This is a genomic window from Streptomyces tremellae, from assembly GCF_039540215.1.
Classification (GTDB): Bacteria; Actinomycetota; Actinomycetes; order Streptomycetales; family Streptomycetaceae; genus Streptomyces; species Streptomyces tremellae.
This window is the reverse complement of record NZ_BAABEP010000003.1, coordinates 219,013-237,326: the sequence shown is the minus strand read 5'-3', so window position 1 is coordinate 237,326 and position 18,314 is coordinate 219,013. Positions and strand designations below refer to the sequence as shown.

The window sequence follows — 18,314 nt, the reverse complement described above, 5'->3', positions numbered from 1 at the left end:
CCCCTCCGTCCGTGCCACCGGCGGCCTCGCCGGCGATGCGGGCCGTCCGCGCCCGCGTCGCCGCACGGTAGACCGAGGGCGGGCCCGCTGCCCAGTCCCGGTCCCGGATTCGTCCGCCACGCGGTGAGCAGAACGGGCAGAACACCGGCTTGTGCGCACAACGCAGGTAGTGCGAACAAGACTCCCGCCCGCCGTGCGCCGCTCCTACCGTCTGGCGCCATGGACAGTCGGACCGGCCCCGCCATCGAACTGCGGGGCGCAAGCAAGGTGTTCAGCACCCCGTCGGGCATGCCGCACACCGCCGTACGCGACCTCGACCTGACCGTGGGCCGCGGTGAGTTCGTCGCCGTCGTCGGGCCCACGGGCTGCGGCAAGTCGACCACGCTGACCCTCGTCAGCGGCCTCACGGAACCCACCGAGGGAGAGGTGCTGATCGGCGGCGAACCCGTTCGCGGCATCCCCGACAACGTCGGCTTCGTCTTCCAGCAGGACGCCGTCTTCCCCTGGCGCACCGTCCTGTCGAACGTGATGGCGGGCCCCCGCTTCCGCGGCGTGCCGAAGGCGGAGGCGCGCGAGCGCGCCAGGCAGTGGCTGCACCGGGTCGGCCTCGGCGCCTTCGAGGACCGCTACCCGCACCAGCTCTCCGGCGGGCAGCGCAAACGCGTCGCCCTCGCCGCGACCTTCGTCGGCGATCCCGAGATCCTGCTGATGGACGAGCCGTTCTCCGCGCTCGACGTGCAGACCCGCGCCCTCATGTCCGACGAGCTCCTCGACCTGTGGTCGGGCACCGGTGCCTCCGTCGTCTTCGTCACCCACGACCTGGAGGAGTCCATCGCACTCGCCGACAAGGTCGTCGTCATGACGGCGGGGCCCGCCACCGTCAAAGAGGTCTTCGAGATCGGCCTGCCGCGCCCGCGCAAGGTCGAACAGGTGCGGCTGGAGAAGGAGTTCACCGACATCTACCGGGAGATCTGGTCCTCGCTCGGCGAAGAGGTCCGCATCACCCGCGAGAGGGGAGCGGGACATGCCGCCTGAGACCGCGCTCGCCGCGCCGCCCGCCGCCCCTGAGGGCGCCCGCACCCGGGGCAGGGCGCGCGCGGCGCGCCGCCGCAGCCGGCTCGTGCAGTCCGTCCGCGTGCTGGTCCTTGTGGCCGTCCTCGGCCTGTGGGAGTGGTTCGCCCGCGCCGGGGTCATCGACCCCTTCAACTTCTCGATGCCGTCGAAGATCTGGTCCCAGATCTGGACGTGGACCACCGAGGGCACCGCGCAGGGCTCCCTCGCGGAGCAGATCTGGTACACGCTCTACGAGGCGCTGCTCGGCTGGCTCGCCGGCGTGTTCGGTGGGGTCGTGCTGGGGATCGCGCTCGGCCGCGTCCGCTTCCTCGCCGACGTCCTCGGCCCGTACATCAAGGTGCTCAACGCGCTGCCGCGGATCGTGCTCGCCCCGATCTTCCTGATCTGGTTCGGGCTCGGGCCCGCCTCCAAGGTCGCCTCCGCGGTCGTCCTCGTCTTCTTCCCGGTCTTCTTCAACGCCTTCCAGGGCGCCCGCGAGGTGGACCGCCGCCTGGTGGACGGCGCGCGCATCCTCGGCGCGAGCAACCGGCAGGTCACCTACCGCGTGGTGATCCCCTCCGCCACCTCCTGGATCTTCACCAGCCTGCACGTCAGTTTCGGGTTCGCGCTGATCGGCGCGATCGTCGGCGAGTACATCGGCGCCACCAAGGGGCTCGGCCTGCTGGTCTCCGCCTCGCAGGGCAGCTTCAACGCGGCGGGCGTGTACGCGGCGATGGTCATCCTCGCGGTCGTCGCCCTGCTCGCCGAGGGGCTGCTGACCTTCCTGGAACGGCGCCTCTTCCGCTGGAAGCCCGCGGAGCCGGGCGACGGCCGCTGACGTTCGCGCGCCGCGCCCGCCCGCGCCACCCGGCCGCCGGAGGGCCGCGGACGCGCCGTGCGCCACACCCGCACACCGCCGCCGCACATCTCACGCCGGCCCCTCACCACCCCGCCATCCCCAGGCACCACACTTCAGGCTTTCGCACTTTCACAAGGACGTGACCCCTATGCGTGCTCCGACCCCGCGTACTACGACCCGCCGCGCCGGCCGCGCGGCGCGGGCCGCGGTCGCCCTCACCGGCGTCCTCGCCCTGACCGCGCTCACCGGCTGTGCCGACCACGCGTCCGGCTCGTCCGACTCCGCGGGCGGGACGGGCAAGGTGAAGATCATGGTGGGCGGCCTCGACAAGGTCATCTACCTGCCCGCGATGCTCACCCAGCGCCTCGGCTACTTCAAGGACGAGGGCGTGGACGTGCAGCTGCTCACCGAGTCCGCCGGGGTGCAGGCGGAGACGGCCCTCGTCTCCGGCGACGTCCAGGGCACCGTCGGCTTCTACGACCACACCCTCGACCTCCAGGCCAAGGGCAAGCAGGTCGAGTCGGTCGTGCAGTTCGCGCAGGCGCCGGGCGAGGTGGAGGTCGTCTCCACCAAGGCCGCCGACGAGATCAGGAGCCCGAAGGACTTCAAGGGCAAGAAGCTGGGCGTGACCGGGCTCGGCTCGTCCACCGACTTCCTCACCAAGTACCTGGCCGTGCGCGGCGGGCTGAAGACGAGCGAGTTCACCCCCGTCGCGGTCGGCGCGGGCCAGACCTTCGTCTCCGCGCTCCAGCAGGGCTCCATCCAGGCCGGGATGACGACCGAGCCGACCGTGTCGACCATCCTCGACAAGAAGGCGGGATCCGTCCTCGTCGACCTGCGCACCCCCGACGGGTCGCGGGCCGCGCTCGGCGGCCTCTACCCCTCGTCGAGCCTCTACATGAACACCGCGTGGGTGAACGGCCACAAGGACACCGTGCACCGGCTGGCCCGCGCCTTCGTACGCACCCTGCGCTGGATGGCCTCCCACACCCCCGAGGACATCGCCGCGAAGATGCCCGCCGACTACCAGCAGGGCGGCGGCAAGGCGCTCTACGCCGAGGCCGTCAGGAACAGCCTGCCGATGTTCACCACCGACGGCGTGATGCCGCCCGACGGCCCGGCCACCGTCAAGCGCGTCCTGTCCACCTTCGACCCCAACCTCCAGAACGTGGACGTCGACGTGGACAAGACGTACACCACGGAGTTCGTGAAGGACACCGCGCCGTCGTCCGACTGAACCCGTCCCCCGGGGCGTCAAGGGGGGTGGCACCGGGTGCCGCGCATGGGGCATATCGTAGGACCGGTGCCCCGCCGGTCCTGACGGCCGGCAGGGCCGTCCCGCCCGCCGTCAGGAGTGCCCCATGCCGGAGCTGCCCAGCGCAGAAGCGGCCGAGCCCGCGCCCAGCGGGCCTGCCGCACCCCTCGTCGTACCGGTCCTGCCGGACGGCACGGGGTACCGCCTGCGCCTGTTCCGCACCCCTCTCGGGGGGCGTACGGCCGTCGCGTTCACCTCCCCGCGGCTGCTGGCCGCCACGCTCGGCGCGGGCCGGCCGTGGATCCGGCTGGCCGAGCCCGCGCTGCGCGCCCTCGCCCAGCCCCTCGGGGTCACGGCCCTCACCGTCGACCCGCAGCTCGCCGCCCCCAGGCCCGCGCCGGTCGCCGCCCCCCTCCCGGCCGCCGTGCCTGCCCCGCGCCCCGGCCGCACGGACGGCCCGACGCCGCTGGTCGGACCCGTCGGGGCGGCCCGGGCCTGAGCGCGCCGCGGTGTGAGAAGGGCCGCGCTGGGCACACGGAGCTTCCGGGCCCACCGGCCCGGGGTTCCCGTGCGAGCGGAAAGGACGTGACACACATGCGAGTCGCATTTCTGATGGCTCCGGAGGGCGTGGAGCAGGTCGAGCTGACCGAGCCCTGGAAGGCGGTCGGCGACGCGGGCGGCGAACGCCATCTGGTCTCGACCGAAGCCGGTCGCGTCCAGGGCTTCGACCACCTCGACAAGGCCGACACGTTCCCCGTGGACCGCACGGTCGGCGAGGCGTCCGTGGACGACTACGACGGCCTCGTGCTGCCCGGCGGCGTCGCCAACCCCGACTTCCTGCGGACCGACAAGGGCGCCGTCGCGTTCGTCGACTCGTTCTTCGAGGCGGGGAAGCCCGTCGCGGCCATCTGCCACGCGCCGTGGACGCTCGTCGAGGCCGACCGGGTGCGGGGCAGGACCCTCACCTCGTGGCCGAGCCTCCAGACCGACATCCGCAACGCGGGCGGCACCTGGGTGGACGAGCAGGTCGTGGTCTGCACGGCCGCGCCGAGCCCCCTCATCACCAGCCGCAACCCCGGCGACCTGCCCGCCTTCTGCGAGGCCCTCGTCACGCAGCTCGGCGGCTGACGCGCGCTCCCGCCGCGTGCGCGGGGCCGCGGCCGTGCGCCGGGGCCCCGCGCCCGTACGGTGCCCCCGCCACACCGGTACGGTGCTGCCGCGCCCCGCGGTGTCACATCCGTACGGCCAGCGTGAAGGAGTGACCCGCGGGGTCGGAGTAGATCCGGGTGTCCCGGGGGCCGCCGTTGTCCTTCGTGTCCAGCGGCCTGGCCCCGAGCGCGATCAGCTCGCGCTCCGCCTCGTCGATGTCGGCGCGGTCCACCAGAACCCGCAGATGGGCCTGTTGGGAGGTCTCGGGGCGCGGCCAGCTCGGCGGCGCGTAGCCGCGGTCCCTGCGGACGGCGAGCCGCACCCCGTTCTCTCCGACGACCTCGATGAAGTCGGGGTCGTCACCCGGCCGCGGCTCGGCGTCGAGGAGCGCGGCATAGAAGTCGGCGAGTTCCGCGGGTTCCGCGGCGTCCAGTACGAGCACGGTGGTCTTCACGACGGTCATGGCTGCCGTCTACCCCCGGCCGCGGGCGGGACGCGGGCCCGCTGAGGGCCGCGTCCCCGGTCCGCGGTTGCGCCGGACGACCCCGGGTACCCGGCCCTGGCCGGGGGCGGCCCCCGGCCCCGGCGACCGGAAGGAGTCAGCACATGACCAGTACGGAGCCCTCCGCGAACCCGGATGCGGAGGTCGCGGTGGAACTCACCGGCTCGGCCCCCGAGGACGCCCAGGCCGTCTTCGGCGTCCTGCACAGCGCCTACGCCTCCGACCGCGACCGCGACGACGCGCCGAGCGGCTCGGGCGCCACGGTCTGGGCGGCCACGTTCGACACGGCGGCCCGGCACGGCGACGCGCACCCCGTACCGCTCGGCGCGCCCGTCACCGCCGTGCTCCAAGGCGGTCCGCAGGCCGTCCACGGGGTGCGCTCCACGCTGGAGTCGGCCTTCGCGGTGCGGATCGTGGGCACCTCGTCGGGCGACCAGGAGCAGGAGGTCCAGCTGCGGCTCGCCACCCGCTGAGGGGCCGCGCGGGGGGCCGGGAGGAGCCGGTCCCCCGCTTGCGTACCGCCCAGGTCACGGAGTGTGCCCGGGTGATCGTGTTGCGCATTCGGCCCAGCGGGGCGAGGCTGTGGGTGACCCAGAAGTGGCTGTTGCTCACGCTTCGTGCTCGGGGGCCGTCCGCGGTCTGAAGCACGTGGGCCTCTCTGTGAGGAGCCTCAACCATGACAGTTCCACTCGACCGTCACTACGAGCTGGAATTGCACGTCTCCGAGGAGCGCGTGCCGCAGATCCGGCGCATCGTCGCCGCGTACCTGCGGTACTGGAACCTCGATCCGCACGTACAGGCGGTCTGCCGCGGCGTCGACGAGCTGCTGACCAACGTCCACCACCATGTCGGCGGCACCAGCAGGTGCGTGCTCGAACTGCGCCTGAGCGGCCGCCACCTGACGGCCTCCGTCACGGACGACGGACCCGCCATGCCGCGCCTGCTCACCGCGGGCGGCGGTGGACTCGCCCGGGTCGCCGCGCTCAGCGACAGCTGGGGGACCTGCCCCACCGCGGACGGCAAGGTCGTCTGGTTCACGCGCAGCGTCCAGGCACCGGTGTCGGAGCCGCGCGTCCGCGCCGTGCCGCCGACCCCGGTCGACACCGCCCTGCGCGCCGAGCCCGCGGCCGAGGCGGTGACCGCGGCGGGGGAGCCCGCGTCCCGCACGTCCCGCGTACCGGAACCGGCCTGACGCCGCGGGCCCTCGACCGCCGCGGTCGCGACACCGCCCGAGCACGGCACGCGCCCCGCACCCCCGCGGGCCCTCGGCGCGAGGGACCCGCAAGGGGTACGGGGCACGCCCGCGCCCGCCGTCAGAGCGCGCTGTCCTCGTCCACCGTGTGCACCGCCGCCTCCTCGGCCGACGCCGCTGCGCCGTCGATGCCCACGTCCTCGGCGACCATGTCCTTCTCCGCGTCCGCGTGCGCGCCCTCGTCCGGCGCGACCAGCCGGCCCGAGCGCTGCGCGCCCACCTCGTCGTCGCGCACCTCGCCGTCGCCCTCGTCCAGGTCGCCGATGCCGTCGCCGTCCGGCAGCGGCGGGTCGGGCACCTCCTCGGCCAGCCGCTCGTCCAGGCTCTCGCCCTCGTGCTGCTCCTCGGCGGTGGTGCCTTCGGACTCCACGCCGAGCGGCTTCTCCGGCGGCGAGTAGCCCTGGTCGTACGGGTCGAGCTCGCTCTCGTTGAGAGTGTCCTCGGGGTCGAGGATGCCCTCGTCCTCCGTCACGTCGGCGTCCGCGTCGGGCTGGTAGACGTCGTCGGCCATGGGGTCGCTGTTGTCCGCGGTCACGTGGATCACCTCGTCGAGTCCGATTGCGTTCAGCCCGGCTACCCGGCGCAGCCCGCACTACCCACGGCGGCCGCCGGCCCGGGCGCACCCGGGACCCGGGCCGTCCTCCGGCCCTTCCAAGGACAACGCTGCCACCAAACGGTGCGCTGTCAAACCGCAGGTCGGACCGGGCGCGTGTTTGTCCGTGCCACCCCTGGGCACGCGGTGGTTCCGTCCGCGCGGAGACAGCGGGAGCACGCCGTGGCGCGTCGACGCGGACCGCGGCCGCGGCGCACCGGCGGACGGCGCCAGACGAACGACACGACCACCGGAGCCGAGCGTGAGCCGACAGCGGATCGTCATCGTCGGAGCGGGTTTCGCCGGGTACGAGACGGCGCGGACCCTCACCCGCGAGGTGGGGGACCGCGCCGAGGTCGTCCTGCTCAACCCGACCGACTACTTCCTCTATCTGCCGCTGCTTCCCCAGGTGGCCGCGGGCATCCTGGAGCCCCGCAGGGTGACGGTGTCGCTGCCTGGCACTCTGCCGGGGGTGCGCCTCGTGCTCGGGACGGCCGACCGCGTCGACCTCGAAGCGGGCCGGGTCGGCTACACCGACCCGGAGGGGCGCCGCGGGGCGCTCGCCTACGACCGGCTCGTCCTGACCGTCGGCAGCGTCAACAAGCTGCTGCCGATCCCCGGCGTCGCCGAGCACGCGCACGGCTTCCGCGGCCTCGCCGAGGCGCTCTACCTGCGCGACCACGTGACCCGGCAGATAGAACTCGCCGCCGCGGCCGACGACCCCGCCGAGTGCGCCGCGCGCTCCACCTTCGTCGTCGTGGGCGCCGGCTACACCGGGACCGAGGTCGCCGCCCAGGGCAAGATGTTCACCGACGCCCTCGTACGCAGGCAGCGCGGATGGCGGCAGGACCGCCCGCCGCGCTGGCTGCTGCTCGACATCGCGCCGCGGGTGCTGCCCGAACTCGACCGGCACCTGTCGGACACCGCCGACCGGGTCCTGCGCCGGCGCGGCGTCGAGGTGCGCACACGGATGTCCGTCACGGAGGCCACCCGGGACGGCATCACCCTGGACGGCGGCGAGCACCTGCCCACCCGCACCCTCGTGTGGTGCGTGGGCGTGCGCCCCGACCCGCTCGTCTCGGCGCTCGGCCTGCCCGTCGAGCGCGGCCGCCTCGTCGCCGACGCGCGGCTCACCGTGCCGGGCAGGCCCGAGGTCTTCGCGTGCGGCGACGCCGCGGCGGTGCCCGACCTGACACGGCCGGGACAGTACACCCCGATGACGGCGCAGCACGCAGCCCGGCAGGGCAAGGTCGCGGGCCGCAACGTCGCCGCCTCCCTCGGACTCGGCCACTGGCGCGCCTACCGCCACGACGACCTCGGGTTCGTCGTGGACCTCGGCGGCGTCCAGGCGGCGGCCAACCCGCTCGGCGTACCGCTCGCCGGGCCCCTCGCGGGCGCCGTCACCCGCGGCTACCACCTCGCCGCCATGCCGGGCAACCGGATACGGGTGGCCGCCGACTGGCTGCTCGACGCCGCGCTGCCGCGCCAGGCCGTGCAGCTCGGCCTCGTCCGCTCCGGCGCGGTCCCCCTGGAGTCATCGCCGCCCGAGCCCGCGAGGACGCGGTGACGCCCCATCCCCACCACCCGCCGCTGACGGGCCGCGCAGGCCCCCGGCGGACCGCGAACCCCAAGGAGTGACATGGACACCGATGAACTGACGGAGCTCGCCCAGCAGCTGAGGGTCGATTCGGTCCGGGTCGCCGACACGGCGGGCTCGGGGCACCCGACCTCCTCGATGTCGGCCGCCGACCTGATGGCCGTGCTGCTCGCCAACCACCTGCGCTACGACTTCGACCACCCGGGCCACCCCGGCAACGACCGGCTGATCTTCTCCAAGGGCCACGCCTCGCCGCTGCTGTACTCGATGTACCTGGCGGCAGGCGCCCTCGACGAGGAGGAGTTCGGCACGTACCGCACCCTCGGCAGCCGCCTGGAGGGCCACCCCACACCGCGGCTGCCGTGGGTCGACGTCGCCACCGGCTCGCTCGGGCAGGGGCTGCCCGTCGGCGTCGGGATGGCCCTCGCGGGACGGCGGCTCGGCCACACGCCGCACCGCGTCTGGGTGCTCTCCGGCGACAGCGAGATGGCCGAGGGCTCGGTGTGGGAGGCCGCGGAGCACGCGGGCGACCAGCACCTGGACGCGCTCACCCTGATCGTCGACGTCAACCGGCTCGGGCAGCGCGGCCTCACCCGCCACCAGCGGGACCTCGACGCGTACGGCAGGCGCCTGCGCGCCTTCGGCTGGCACACCGTCGAGATCGACGGACACGACGTCGAGGCCGTCGAACGCGCCTTCAACGAGGCCGCGTCGACCGCGGACAAGCCCACGGCGATCATCGCGGGCACCCGCAAGGGCCGGGGCGTGCGCGCCGTCGAGGACCGGGAGGGCATGCACGGCAAGCCGGTCAAGGACGCCGGGGAGGCCATCGCGGAACTCGGCGGCAGGCGCTCGATCCGTGTCGACGTGGCCCGCCCGCAGGCCGCCCCCGGCAACGGGACGGCGCGCAGCCGTCCGCTGTCGCTGCCCCGCTACGACATCGGCGACACCGTGCCCACCAGGGACGCCTTCGGTGAGGCGCTCACCGCGCTCGGCCACGCGCACGAGGACGTGGTCGTCCTCGACGGCGAGGTCGGCGACTCGACCAGGGCCGAGTACTTCGCCAAGGAGCACCCCCAGCGCTACTTCGAGTGCTACATCGCGGAGCAGCAGATGATCGCGGCCGCCGTCGGCATGCAGGCCGTCGGCCACTCCCCGTACGCGGCGTCGTTCGCGGCCTTCCTCACGCGCGCCCACGACTTCCTGCGGATGGCCGCGGTCAGCAGGGCGTCGATCACCGTCGCGGGCTCGCACGCGGGCGTGTCGATCGGTGAGGACGGTCCGTCCCAGATGGGCCTTGAGGACCTCGCGATGTTCCGCTCGATCCACGGCTCGACCGTGCTCCAGCCGTGCGACGCCAACCAGGCGGCACGGCTCGTCGCCGCCACGTACGACCTGGCGGGCGTGCGCTACGTGCGCACCATGCGCAGCGGCACGCCCGTCATCTACGGGCCCGACGAGGAGTTCCCGATCGGCGGCAGCAAGGTGCTGCGCCGCTCCGACGCCGACCGCGTCACCCTCATCGGCACCGGCGTCACCGTGCACTCCTGCCTTGAGGCGGCCGACGCGCTCGCCGCCGAGGGCATCGCGGCCCGCGTCATCGACCTGTACTCGCTGAAGCCCGTGGACGGGGACACCCTGTCGGCCGCGGCGGAGGACACCGAGTGCCTGGTCACCGTCGAGGACCACCACCCCGAGGGCGGCCTCGGCGACGCCGTGGCCGAGGCGTTCGGCGACGGCAGGCCCGCGCCGCGCCGTCTGGTGCGGCTCGCCGTCACCAACATGCCGGGCTCCGCCACAGGCGAGGAGCAGCGCAGGGCCGCCGGTATCGACGCGGAGTCCGTCGCCGCGGGCGTACGCCTGCTCGCCGAGAAGATCATCCGCTGACACCGGGACGCGCCGCCGGTGTCCGCGCCGCGCGGTGTCCGCGCCGACAGGTGAGAAGCCCGGCCGAGTGGATACCCGTCCCGTGCGGGCGCGGCTCCCAACCCTTCCCGGGAGGGTTCGGCAGTGAGCCCCCGCTCCGCCGCCCCTCGGCCACGCCGGTGGGCGGCGGAGTCCGTGTTGCGCGGCCCACCGGCGCACCCCAGGCTCATCACCATCGACTCCAGGAGGAATCGGCCATGCCGATCGCAACGGTGAACCCCGCCACGGGGGAGACGCTCAGGACGTTCGACCCGATCGGCCCTGAGGAGACCGAGCGCAGGCTCAGCACCGCGTACGCCACCTTCCGCACCTACCGCACCACCTCCTTCGAGGAGCGTGCCGCGCTCCTCGGCCGCGCCGCCGACCTGCTCGACAAGGACGCCGAGGAGATCGGGCGCACCATCACGGAGGAGATGGGCAAACCCCTCGCGCAGGCCCGCGCCGAGGCAGCCAAGTGCGCCAAGGCGATGCGCTGGTACGCGGCGCACGCCGAGGAACTGCTCGCCGACGAGCACCCGGCGCAGGCCGACGTGCGGGACTCGGGCGCGGACCGGGCCCGGGTGGTGTACCGGCCGCTCGGCGTGGTGCTCGCGGTGATGCCGTGGAACTTCCCGCTCTGGCAGGTCGTACGGTTCGCAGCCCCGGCCCTCATGGCGGGCAACACCGGCCTGCTGAAGCACGCGTCGAACGTGCCGCAGACCGCCCTCTACCTGGAGGACCTCTTCCGCCGCGCCGGCTTCCCCGAGGGCTGCTTCCAGACCCTGCTGGTCGGCTCCGGCGCCATCGAGGGCATCCTGCGGGACCGGCGGGTCGCGGCCGCCACCCTCACCGGCAGCGAGCCCGCCGGGCGCGCGGTCGCGTCCGTGGCGGGCGACGAGATCAAGAAGACCGTGCTGGAGCTCGGCGGCAGCGACCCGTTCGTCGTGATGCCGTCGGCCGACCTCGCCGGGGCCGCGAAGACCGCGGTGACCGCGCGCGTGCAGAACACGGGCCAGTCCTGCATCGCCGCGAAGCGGTTCATCGTCCACGAGGACGTGTACGACGCGTTCGCCGCGCTGTTCACGGACGCCATGCGCGCCCTCACCGTCGGCGACCCGCTGGACGAGGGCACCGACGTCGGCCCGCTCTCCAGCGAGCAGGGCCGCGCCGACCTGGAGGAGCTCGTCGACGACGCGGTCCGCCACGGCGCCGCCGTGCTGTGCGGCGGGCGCCGCCCGCCCGGCCGCGACGCGGGCTGGTTCTACGAGCCCACGGTGCTCGCGGGCATCACCGGGTCGATGCGCATCCACCGCGAGGAGACGTTCGGACCTGTCGCCACCCTCTACCGGGTGGCCGACGTGGACGAGGCCGTCGCCGTCGCCAACGACACCTCCTTCGGCCTCAGTTCCAACGTGTGGACCCGCGACGCGGGCGAGACGGAGCGGTTCACCCGCGACCTGGAGGCGGGCGGCGTCTTCTTCAACGGCATGACGGCCTCCCACCCCGCCCTCCCGTTCGGCGGCGTCAAGCGCTCCGGCTACGGCCGCGAACTGGCGGGCCACGGCATCCGGGAATTCATGAACGCCACCACGGTCTGGTACGGCCCGGCAGACTGACACCCGTCGCGCGGCCCGGGGCGGCCGGGCGCCGGGAGACGAGCAGGGAGAGGCACATGCGCAAGGCGAAGACCGCGGCGGGGCAGCTCACCGACGCCGACCTGGCGGCACTCGACGCGCACTGGCGGGCCGCCAACTACCTGGCGGTCGGCCAGATCTACCTGATGGCCAACCCGCTCCTGCTAGAGCCGCTCGCGCCCGAGCACATCAAGCCGCGGCTGCTCGGGCACTGGGGCACCTCGCCCGGCCTCAACCTCGTCCACACCCACCTCAACCGGGTCGTGCGGGACCGGGGTATCGACGCGCTCGCCGTCTGGGGGCCCGGCCACGGCGGGCCCGCCGTCCTCGCCAACTCCTGGCTGGAGGGCTCCTACTCGGAGACGTACCCGGACGTGAGCCGGGACCGGGCGGGCATGGAGCGGTTGTTCAAGCAGTTCTCCTTCCCCGGAGGCGTGCCCAGCCATGTCGCGCCCGAGACGCCGGGCTCCATCCACGAGGGCGGCGAACTCGGCTACTCCCTGGCCCACGCCTACGGCGCCGCGCTCGACCACCCGGGGCTGCTCGTCACCTGCGTGGTCGGCGACGGCGAGGCCGAGACGGGCCCACTCGCCACGTCCTGGCACGCCAACAAGTTCCTCGACCCCGTACACGACGGCGCCGTCCTGCCCGTCCTCCACCTCAACGGCTACAAGATCGCCAACCCGGCCGTCCTCGCCCGGCTGCCCGAGGAGGAACTCGACGCGCTCCTGCGCGGCTACGGACACGAGCCGATCCACGTCACGGGCGACGAGCCGATGGCCGTCCACCGCGCCCTGGCCGCCGCCATGGACCGCGCCCTCGACACGATCGGCGAGATCCAGCGCGCCGCCCGCGAAGGCGGCGAGACCGTGCGCCCCCGCTGGCCGATGATCGTGCTGCGCACCCCCAAGGGCTGGACCGGCCCTGCCGAGGTGGACGGCCTGCCGGTCGCGGACACCTGGCGCGCCCACCAGGTGCCGCTCAGCGAGGTCCGCACCAACCCCGACCACCTGCGCCAACTGGAGGGCTGGCTGCGCTCGTACCGCCCGGAGGAACTGTTCGACGCGACCGGCGCGCCCCGGCCCGAGGTGCTGCGCTTCGTGCCCGAGGGCACCCGGAGGCTGGGCGCCACGCCCTACGCCAACGGCGGCCTGCTGCTGCGCGAGCTGCCGCTGCCGCCGCTGACCCGGCACGCCGTGCCCGTCGAACGGCCCGGGACCGTGATGCACGAGCCCACCCGGGTGCTCGGCGCGCTCCTGGAAGACGTGATGGCGGACACCGAGGGGCGCCGCGACTTCCGCGTCGTCGGCCCCGACGAGACCGCGTCGAACCGCCTCGAAGCGCTGTACGGCGCCACCGACAAGGCGTGGGACGCGCTCACCCGCCCCACCGACGAGCACCTGGCGCGCGGCGGCCGGGTGATGGAGGTGCTCTCGGAACACCTCTGCCAGGGCTGGCTTGAGGGCTATCTGCTGACGGGCCGCCACGGCCTGTTCTCCTGCTACGAGGCGTTCGCGCACATCGTCGACTCGATGGTCAACCAGCACATCAAGTGGCTGCGCACCTCGCGCCGGCTCGCCTGGCGCCGGCCCATCGCCTCGCTCAACTACCTGCTCACGTCGCACGTGTGGCGCCAGGACCACAACGGCTTCTCCCACCAGGACCCCGGGTTCGTGGACCACGTGCTCAACAAGAGCCCCGAGGTGGTGCGGGTCTACCTGCCGCCGGACACCAACACGCTGCTGTCGGTGGCCGACCACGCCCTGCGCAGCCGCGACTACGTCAATGTGATCGTGGCGGGCAAGCAGCCCACGTTCGACTGGCTCACCATGGACGAGGCGATCGCCCACTGCACGCGCGGCGCCGGCGTCTGGGAGTGGGCGGGGACCGAGGACGGCACCCGCGAGCCGGACATCGTCCTCGCCTGCGCGGGCGACGTGCCGACGCAGGAGACGCTGGCGGCGGCGGGACTGCTCCGCCACCACCTTCCGGAACTCGCCGTGCGCGTGGTGAACGTGGTCGACATGGCCAGGCTGCTGCCGCACGAGGAGCACCCGCACGGCATGACCGAGTCCGAGTACGACGCGCTGTTCACCCGGGACAAGCCGGTGATCTTCGCCTACCACGGCTACCCCTGGCTGATCCACCGGCTCACCTACCGGCGCCTCGGCCACGCCAATCTCCACGTGCGCGGCTACAAGGAGGAGGGGACCACCACCACGCCGTTCGACATGGTGGTCAGGAACGACCTGGACCGCTACCGGCTGGTGATGGACGTGCTCGACCGGGTACCCGGCCTCGGGGTACGGGCGGTGTCGGTGCGTCAGGCCATGGCGGACGTCCGCACCCGGCACCATGCGTGGATCCGCGAGCACGGCACCGACCTGCCGGAGGTCGCAGACTGGACCTGGCAGGGCTGAGGCCCGGCCCGGCACGTACGGCGGAAGGGAGCACGCGGTGAGCGGTGGACGCACGGGCGGCGACGTCCGCACGGTACGGGCGGGACGCAGGAACATCGGCGTCCACCGCCCGGACAAGGTCCTCTTCCCCGACCACGAGCCCCCGCTGACCAAGGCGGACCTGGCCGGGCACTACCGGGACCTCGCCCCGCACATGCTGCCCGAGCTCAGGGGGCGGCCGCTGATGCTTGAGCGCCACCCGGACGGCGTCGGCGGGCCGCGCTTCATGCAGAAGAACACGCCGGAGTCGTACCCGGAGTGGATCCGCCGCGCCGAACTCCCCAAGAAGGGCGGCACGGTCACCCATGCGGTCTGCGACGACACGGCGACCCTGCTCTACCTCGCGGACCAGGCGTGCGTGGCCTTCCACCGCTGGCAGTCGCGCGCCGACAGGCCCGACCACCCCGACCGGCTCGTCTTCGACCTCGACCCCGCCGAGGGCGGCGGTTTCGAGCAGGTCAGGGTGGGCGGCCAGGCGGCTCGGCGAACTCCTCGAAGAGATCCGCCTGCCCGCCGCCCTGATGACCACGGGCTCCCGCGGGCTGCACGTCCTGGTGCCGCTCGACCGGGGCGCCGCCTTCGACGAGGTGCGCGCCTTCGCGGGCGAGGCGGCCGAACTGCTCACCACGCGCGACCCGGACCACCTCACCACCGAGATGCGCACCGACGCGCGCGGTGGGCGCCTCTACCTGGATCTCCAGCGCAACGCCTACGCGCAGACCTCGGTCGCCCCCTACTCCGTGCGCGCGAAGCCGGGCGCCCCGGTCGCCACCCCGCTGACCTGGGACCAGCTGGACGACCCCACGGTCCACGCCGGGCGCTGGAGCGTGGGCGACGTGCTGGAGCAGGCCCGCAGCGGCCCCTGGTCGCACCTGCCGACCAGGGGCCGCGGCCTCGGACCCGCCGCGCGCCGGCTGCGGGCCCTGCGCTGATCAGCGCACCGTGACGCCGGCCGGCGCGGTGCCGGGCCCGTCAGGCGGCTCGCCCGCGAACGCGGCGGCGATCCGCAGGTGCGTGGCGGCCTCCCCGTCCCGGCCCTGGCGCTCCAGGGTCCTGCCGAGCATGAGGTGCGCGTACGCCTCGACCGGGTCGCGCTCCAGGACGGTGCGCAGCTGCTCCTCGGCCCTGCCGAGCCGGGCGGAGTGGTAGTAGGCGCGCGCCAGCAGCAGCCTGGGTCCCACCTGCTCGGGCGCCTCCTCGACGAGCCCCAGCAGGATGCGGGCGGCCGTCACGTACTCCTTGGCGTCGAAGAACATCTGCGCCCGGTCCCAGCGCTGCGCCGGGGTGCCGTACTCGAAGTAGCTCGACTCTTCCACGGGGCCTCCTCACGGGCCGGGTTGCTCGGACGTGCGCGTCAACCCGCATGGTTAGTTGAATATTCCACAAGCTTTGGGCGGGTGCCGGTGCGCGGCCCGCGCCCCCGGGCTTACGTTGGGCGCCATGAGTAATCTGGAGCGCCGGGCGACCGTCACCACCTGCGGCGGCCGGCAGGACGTGGGCGCCGCGCCGGTCCGTGAACTGCTGAGCCCGCGCCGGGTACGGCTCGGCGAGTCCACCGAGGTCCGCAGGCTGCTGCCCAACCTCGGGCGCCGCATGATCGGAGCCTGGGCTTTTGTCGACCACTACGGCCCCGACGACATCGCGGACGAGCCCGGCATGCAGGTGCCGCCCCACCCGCACATGGGCCTGCAGACCGTCAGCTGGCTGCACGAGGGCGAGGTACTGCACCGCGACAGTCTCGGCAGCCTGCAGACGATCCGGCCGCGCGAACTCGGCCTCATGACCTCGGGCCGGGCCATCGCGCACTCCGAGGAGAGCCCCCGCGACCACGCACGCCTGCTGCACGGCGCCCAGCTCTGGGTGGCGCTGCCCGACGCGCACCGCCACGTCGAGCCGCACTTCGAGCACCACGCCGAGCTCCCCGCCGTCACCGCACCGGGCCTCGCGGCCACCGTGGTCCTCGGGAGCGTCGACGGTGCCGCGTCGCCCGGCACCACCTACAGTCCGCTGATGGGCGCCGACCTCACCCTCGCCGCGGGCGCCGCGCCACGCGTCCCCGTCGAACCCGACTTCGAGTACGGCGTGCTCGCCATGGCGGGCGAGGCGGAGGTCGACGGGGTCACCGTGCTGCCCGGATCGATGCTCTACCTCGGCGCGGGCCGCCGCGAACTGCCGCTGCGGGCCGCCACGGACGCGTCCCTGATGCTGCTGGGCGGCGAGCCCTTCGAGGAGAAGCTGCTGATGTGGTGGAACTTCGTCGGCAGGACCCAGGATGAGATCGCGCGGGCCCGCGAGGACTGGATGGCGGGCGACCGCTTCGGCGAGGTCCGCGGCTACGACGGCGCACGCCTGCCCGCCCCCGCGCTGCCGCCCACCCCGCTGAAGGCGCGCGGCCGGGTGCGCTGAGCGCGCACCCGGCCCGGTACGGCGCGAGGACCGGCGCCCGGCGGCTCAGGCCGTACGGCGGTAGGCGGCTACCAGGCCCGCCGCCAGGACCGGGTCCACGACCGGCACCCCGAGCGCGGCCTCCAGGCGGCTCCTGACCCCGATCGAGGTCAGGCCCGTGCAGGCGAGGAGCAGGGTGTCGGCGCCGCGCTCCACCAGACGCGCCGCGGCCGCCACCGCGGCCTCCGCGCCCTCGGGGGTGCGCAGGTCCCGCGTGCCGCGCACGCCCTCGGGCCGCGCCGACCCGGCGAGCCGGGTCCCGAGCAGCGCGGCCACGGCGGGCGGCGCCTCCTCGCGGATGCCCAGCACCCCGATGCGCCGCCCCAGCCCCAGGGCGAGCGCGGCCGCGGCCGAGCCCGCGCCGACGACCGGCACGCCCACGGCCGCGCGCGTCTCGTCGAGCGCCGGATCGGCGGCGCAGCTGATGACGATCGTGCCGACGCCCTCGGCGGCCAGCTCGCGGGCGAGCGCGACGATCTTGGGCTCGGCCGTCCGGTGGGTCGCGTCGTCGTGGATGCCGTCGGGCTGGTCCGGGATGCAGCGGGAGACGGTGGGGAAGCCGTACCGCTCGGTCAGCAGCCGCCCGTGGTCGTTGACGAGGGCCGGGTCGCCGCTGGTGAGCACGCGGATCACCCCGACGGGCGCGGTGCGTTCCCCGGTGTCTGCCGACGGGGCCTGGAAGGGGCGTGCTGTGGTCACGGGCATCTCCTGCATGCGGGCCGGGAACCCCGGCGTGCGGGTCGGTTGTGGGCGGGTGGGGGACCGGGCGGTACGGGTCAGCCGTGGGCGGCGACGGCCTCGCCCGCGGCCCTGACCGCCAGCGAGCGGGCGAGCAGGACGGGGCGGCCCGCGGCGCGCGCGGCGGCGCGCCGCATCTCCTCCGTGTAGCCGATGCAGTCGAGGACCAGCCAGCGGGCACCGGCGCCCACCAGCTCTCCGGCGGCCTCCGCGACCAGGCCGACCGCCTCCTCGCGCGGCGCGTACGGGTCCGCGCCCGCGGCGGACACCCGGCCGGGCAGCAGCCCGGCCCAGCGCTCGCCCACGTCCAGGGCCTGGTCGTCACGCGGGCAGACGAGCCCCACAGGGTCGCCGCCCACGAGGGCGGCCACGGCGTGCTGCACCAGCGGTTCCGCGTACAGCAGCGGCCGCGCGGAGGGCACGGAGGGGAAGTGCCCGGTGCACAGCACCAGGGTCGCCGCGGCCCCGTCCCGCTCGGCGCGCGCGACGGCGCGCGCGATCCTCGGCACCACGGCGCCGTGGCCGAGCACCACGGAGCGGCCGTCGCGCAGCCGCGAGACGAGGGGCGCCTCGCCGGGCTCAGGGGCCAGCGCCCTGCGGGTCTCCGCCTCCGCGTTCCCGGAGAACACCTCCTCGTCGAGCGCGCCGTGCTCGATCAGCCGCACGCCGGGCAGCAGCGGCTCCGCGTCGGGGCGCAGGTCGTCGCGGGGCGCCTGGCCGATCGTCACCAGGCCGAGCGCGGCGCCGGGGCGCCGTGCGCACCCGGCCGCCGCGGCGGCGTGTTCCCGCTCGGGGTCTTGCACGGTCTTCATCGGGACCTCTCCAGGGGGCGGCGGCCGGTGGTGCGGGCCGGCCGGGTACATGGTCTGCGCCG

The 18,314-nt window shown here is 74.3% G+C and carries 17 protein-coding genes and 1 pseudogene; 13 read left to right on the top strand and 5 right to left on the bottom strand.

Features of this window, described 5'->3' with window-relative positions:
• Positions 1-219 precede the first annotated feature (219 nt).
• The 5 genes from ABEA77_RS04805 (at position 220) to ABEA77_RS04785 (ending at position 4,295) form a co-directional block, all read left to right on the top strand.
• Positions 220-1,035, top strand: coding sequence for an ABC transporter ATP-binding protein (locus ABEA77_RS04805; protein WP_345641597.1), 816 nt, complete (start codon positions 220-222; stop codon positions 1,033-1,035).
• Positions 1,025-1,891, top strand: coding sequence for an ABC transporter permease (locus ABEA77_RS04800; RefSeq protein WP_345641594.1), 867 nt, complete (start codon positions 1,025-1,027; stop codon positions 1,889-1,891). The genes ABEA77_RS04805 and ABEA77_RS04800 overlap by 11 nt, the downstream gene beginning before the upstream one ends.
• A gap of 169 nt (positions 1,892-2,060) precedes the next feature.
• Positions 2,061-3,149 (top strand): ABC transporter substrate-binding protein, encoded by a 1,089-nt coding sequence (locus tag ABEA77_RS04795; RefSeq protein WP_345641592.1) that lies wholly within the window; start codon positions 2,061-2,063, stop codon positions 3,147-3,149.
• Between the two features lie 124 nt (positions 3,150-3,273).
• Positions 3,274-3,666: an SAV_915 family protein gene (locus ABEA77_RS04790; RefSeq protein ID WP_345641589.1), complete on the top strand. Its 393-nt coding sequence runs from the start codon at positions 3,274-3,276 to the stop codon at positions 3,664-3,666.
• Positions 3,667-3,761: 95 nt separating this feature from the next.
• Positions 3,762-4,295, top strand: coding sequence for a type 1 glutamine amidotransferase domain-containing protein (locus ABEA77_RS04785; RefSeq protein ID WP_345641586.1), 534 nt, complete (start codon positions 3,762-3,764; stop codon positions 4,293-4,295).
• A 103-nt stretch (positions 4,296-4,398) separates the two neighbouring features.
• On the opposite strand, the gene ABEA77_RS04780 is transcribed toward ABEA77_RS04785, so the two are convergent.
• Complete coding sequence (locus ABEA77_RS04780; protein ID WP_345641583.1) at positions 4,399-4,779, bottom strand: VOC family protein; 381 nt, start codon at positions 4,777-4,779, stop codon at positions 4,399-4,401.
• A 143-nt stretch (positions 4,780-4,922) separates the two neighbouring features.
• Between ABEA77_RS04780 and ABEA77_RS04775 the strand changes: the two genes are divergently transcribed.
• Positions 4,923-5,291: a hypothetical protein gene (locus tag ABEA77_RS04775; protein WP_345641580.1), complete on the top strand. Its 369-nt coding sequence runs from the start codon at positions 4,923-4,925 to the stop codon at positions 5,289-5,291.
• A gap of 203 nt (positions 5,292-5,494) precedes the next feature.
• Positions 5,495-6,010, top strand: a complete 516-nt coding sequence (locus ABEA77_RS04770) for an ATP-binding protein (protein ID WP_345641577.1) — start codon at positions 5,495-5,497, stop codon at positions 6,008-6,010.
• 121 nt (positions 6,011-6,131) lie between these two features.
• On the opposite strand, the gene ABEA77_RS04765 is transcribed toward ABEA77_RS04770, so the two are convergent.
• Entirely contained in the window at positions 6,132-6,581 is a 450-nt protein-coding gene (locus tag ABEA77_RS04765) for a DUF5709 domain-containing protein (RefSeq protein ID WP_345641668.1), read from the bottom strand.
• A gap of 343 nt (positions 6,582-6,924) precedes the next feature.
• On the opposite strand from ABEA77_RS04765, the gene ABEA77_RS04760 reads away from it, so the two are divergent.
• The 5 genes and pseudogenes from ABEA77_RS04760 to ligD all read left to right on the top strand — a co-directional run bounded on the left by ABEA77_RS04760 (position 6,925) and on the right by ligD (position 15,189).
• Positions 6,925-8,229, top strand: coding sequence for an NAD(P)/FAD-dependent oxidoreductase (locus tag ABEA77_RS04760; protein ID WP_345641574.1), 1,305 nt, complete (start codon positions 6,925-6,927; stop codon positions 8,227-8,229).
• Between the two features lie 72 nt (positions 8,230-8,301).
• Positions 8,302-10,146 carry a transketolase gene (locus ABEA77_RS04755; RefSeq protein WP_345641572.1) on the top strand — a complete coding sequence of 615 codons (1,845 nt, stop codon included), beginning with the start codon at positions 8,302-8,304 and terminating at the stop codon, positions 10,144-10,146.
• Between the two features lie 236 nt (positions 10,147-10,382).
• Positions 10,383-11,780: an NADP-dependent succinic semialdehyde dehydrogenase gene (locus ABEA77_RS04750; protein WP_345641569.1), complete on the top strand. Its 1,398-nt coding sequence runs from the start codon at positions 10,383-10,385 to the stop codon at positions 11,778-11,780.
• Positions 11,781-11,836: 56 nt separating this feature from the next.
• Positions 11,837-14,218, top strand: coding sequence for a phosphoketolase family protein (locus tag ABEA77_RS04745; RefSeq protein ID WP_345641566.1), 2,382 nt, complete (start codon positions 11,837-11,839; stop codon positions 14,216-14,218).
• Between the two features lie 37 nt (positions 14,219-14,255).
• Positions 14,256-15,189, top strand: a pseudogene (gene ligD / locus ABEA77_RS04740) (non-homologous end-joining DNA ligase).
• On the opposite strand, the gene ABEA77_RS04735 reads toward ligD, so the two are convergent.
• The gene (locus ABEA77_RS04735; RefSeq protein ID WP_345641666.1) at positions 15,190-15,513 is read right to left on the bottom strand and encodes a tetratricopeptide repeat protein; all 324 of its coding nucleotides are present in this window, start codon (positions 15,511-15,513) and stop codon (positions 15,190-15,192) included.
• A gap of 184 nt (positions 15,514-15,697) precedes the next feature.
• On the opposite strand from ABEA77_RS04735, the gene ABEA77_RS04730 reads away from it, so the two are divergent.
• Positions 15,698-16,663 carry a pirin family protein gene (locus tag ABEA77_RS04730; protein WP_345641563.1) on the top strand — a complete coding sequence of 322 codons (966 nt, stop codon included), beginning with the start codon at positions 15,698-15,700 and terminating at the stop codon, positions 16,661-16,663.
• A 45-nt stretch (positions 16,664-16,708) separates the two neighbouring features.
• Here the strand turns inward: ABEA77_RS04730 and ABEA77_RS04725 are convergent, their stop codons facing one another.
• Both ABEA77_RS04725 and ABEA77_RS04720 read right to left on the bottom strand, forming a co-directional pair.
• Complete coding sequence (locus tag ABEA77_RS04725) at positions 16,709-17,401, bottom strand: aspartate/glutamate racemase family protein (protein WP_345641560.1); 693 nt, start codon at positions 17,399-17,401, stop codon at positions 16,709-16,711.
• Positions 17,402-17,478: 77 nt separating this feature from the next.
• Entirely contained in the window at positions 17,479-18,252 is a 774-nt protein-coding gene (locus ABEA77_RS04720; RefSeq protein ID WP_345641557.1) for an AroM family protein, read from the bottom strand.
• Between the last annotated feature and the right edge of the window lie 62 nt (positions 18,253-18,314).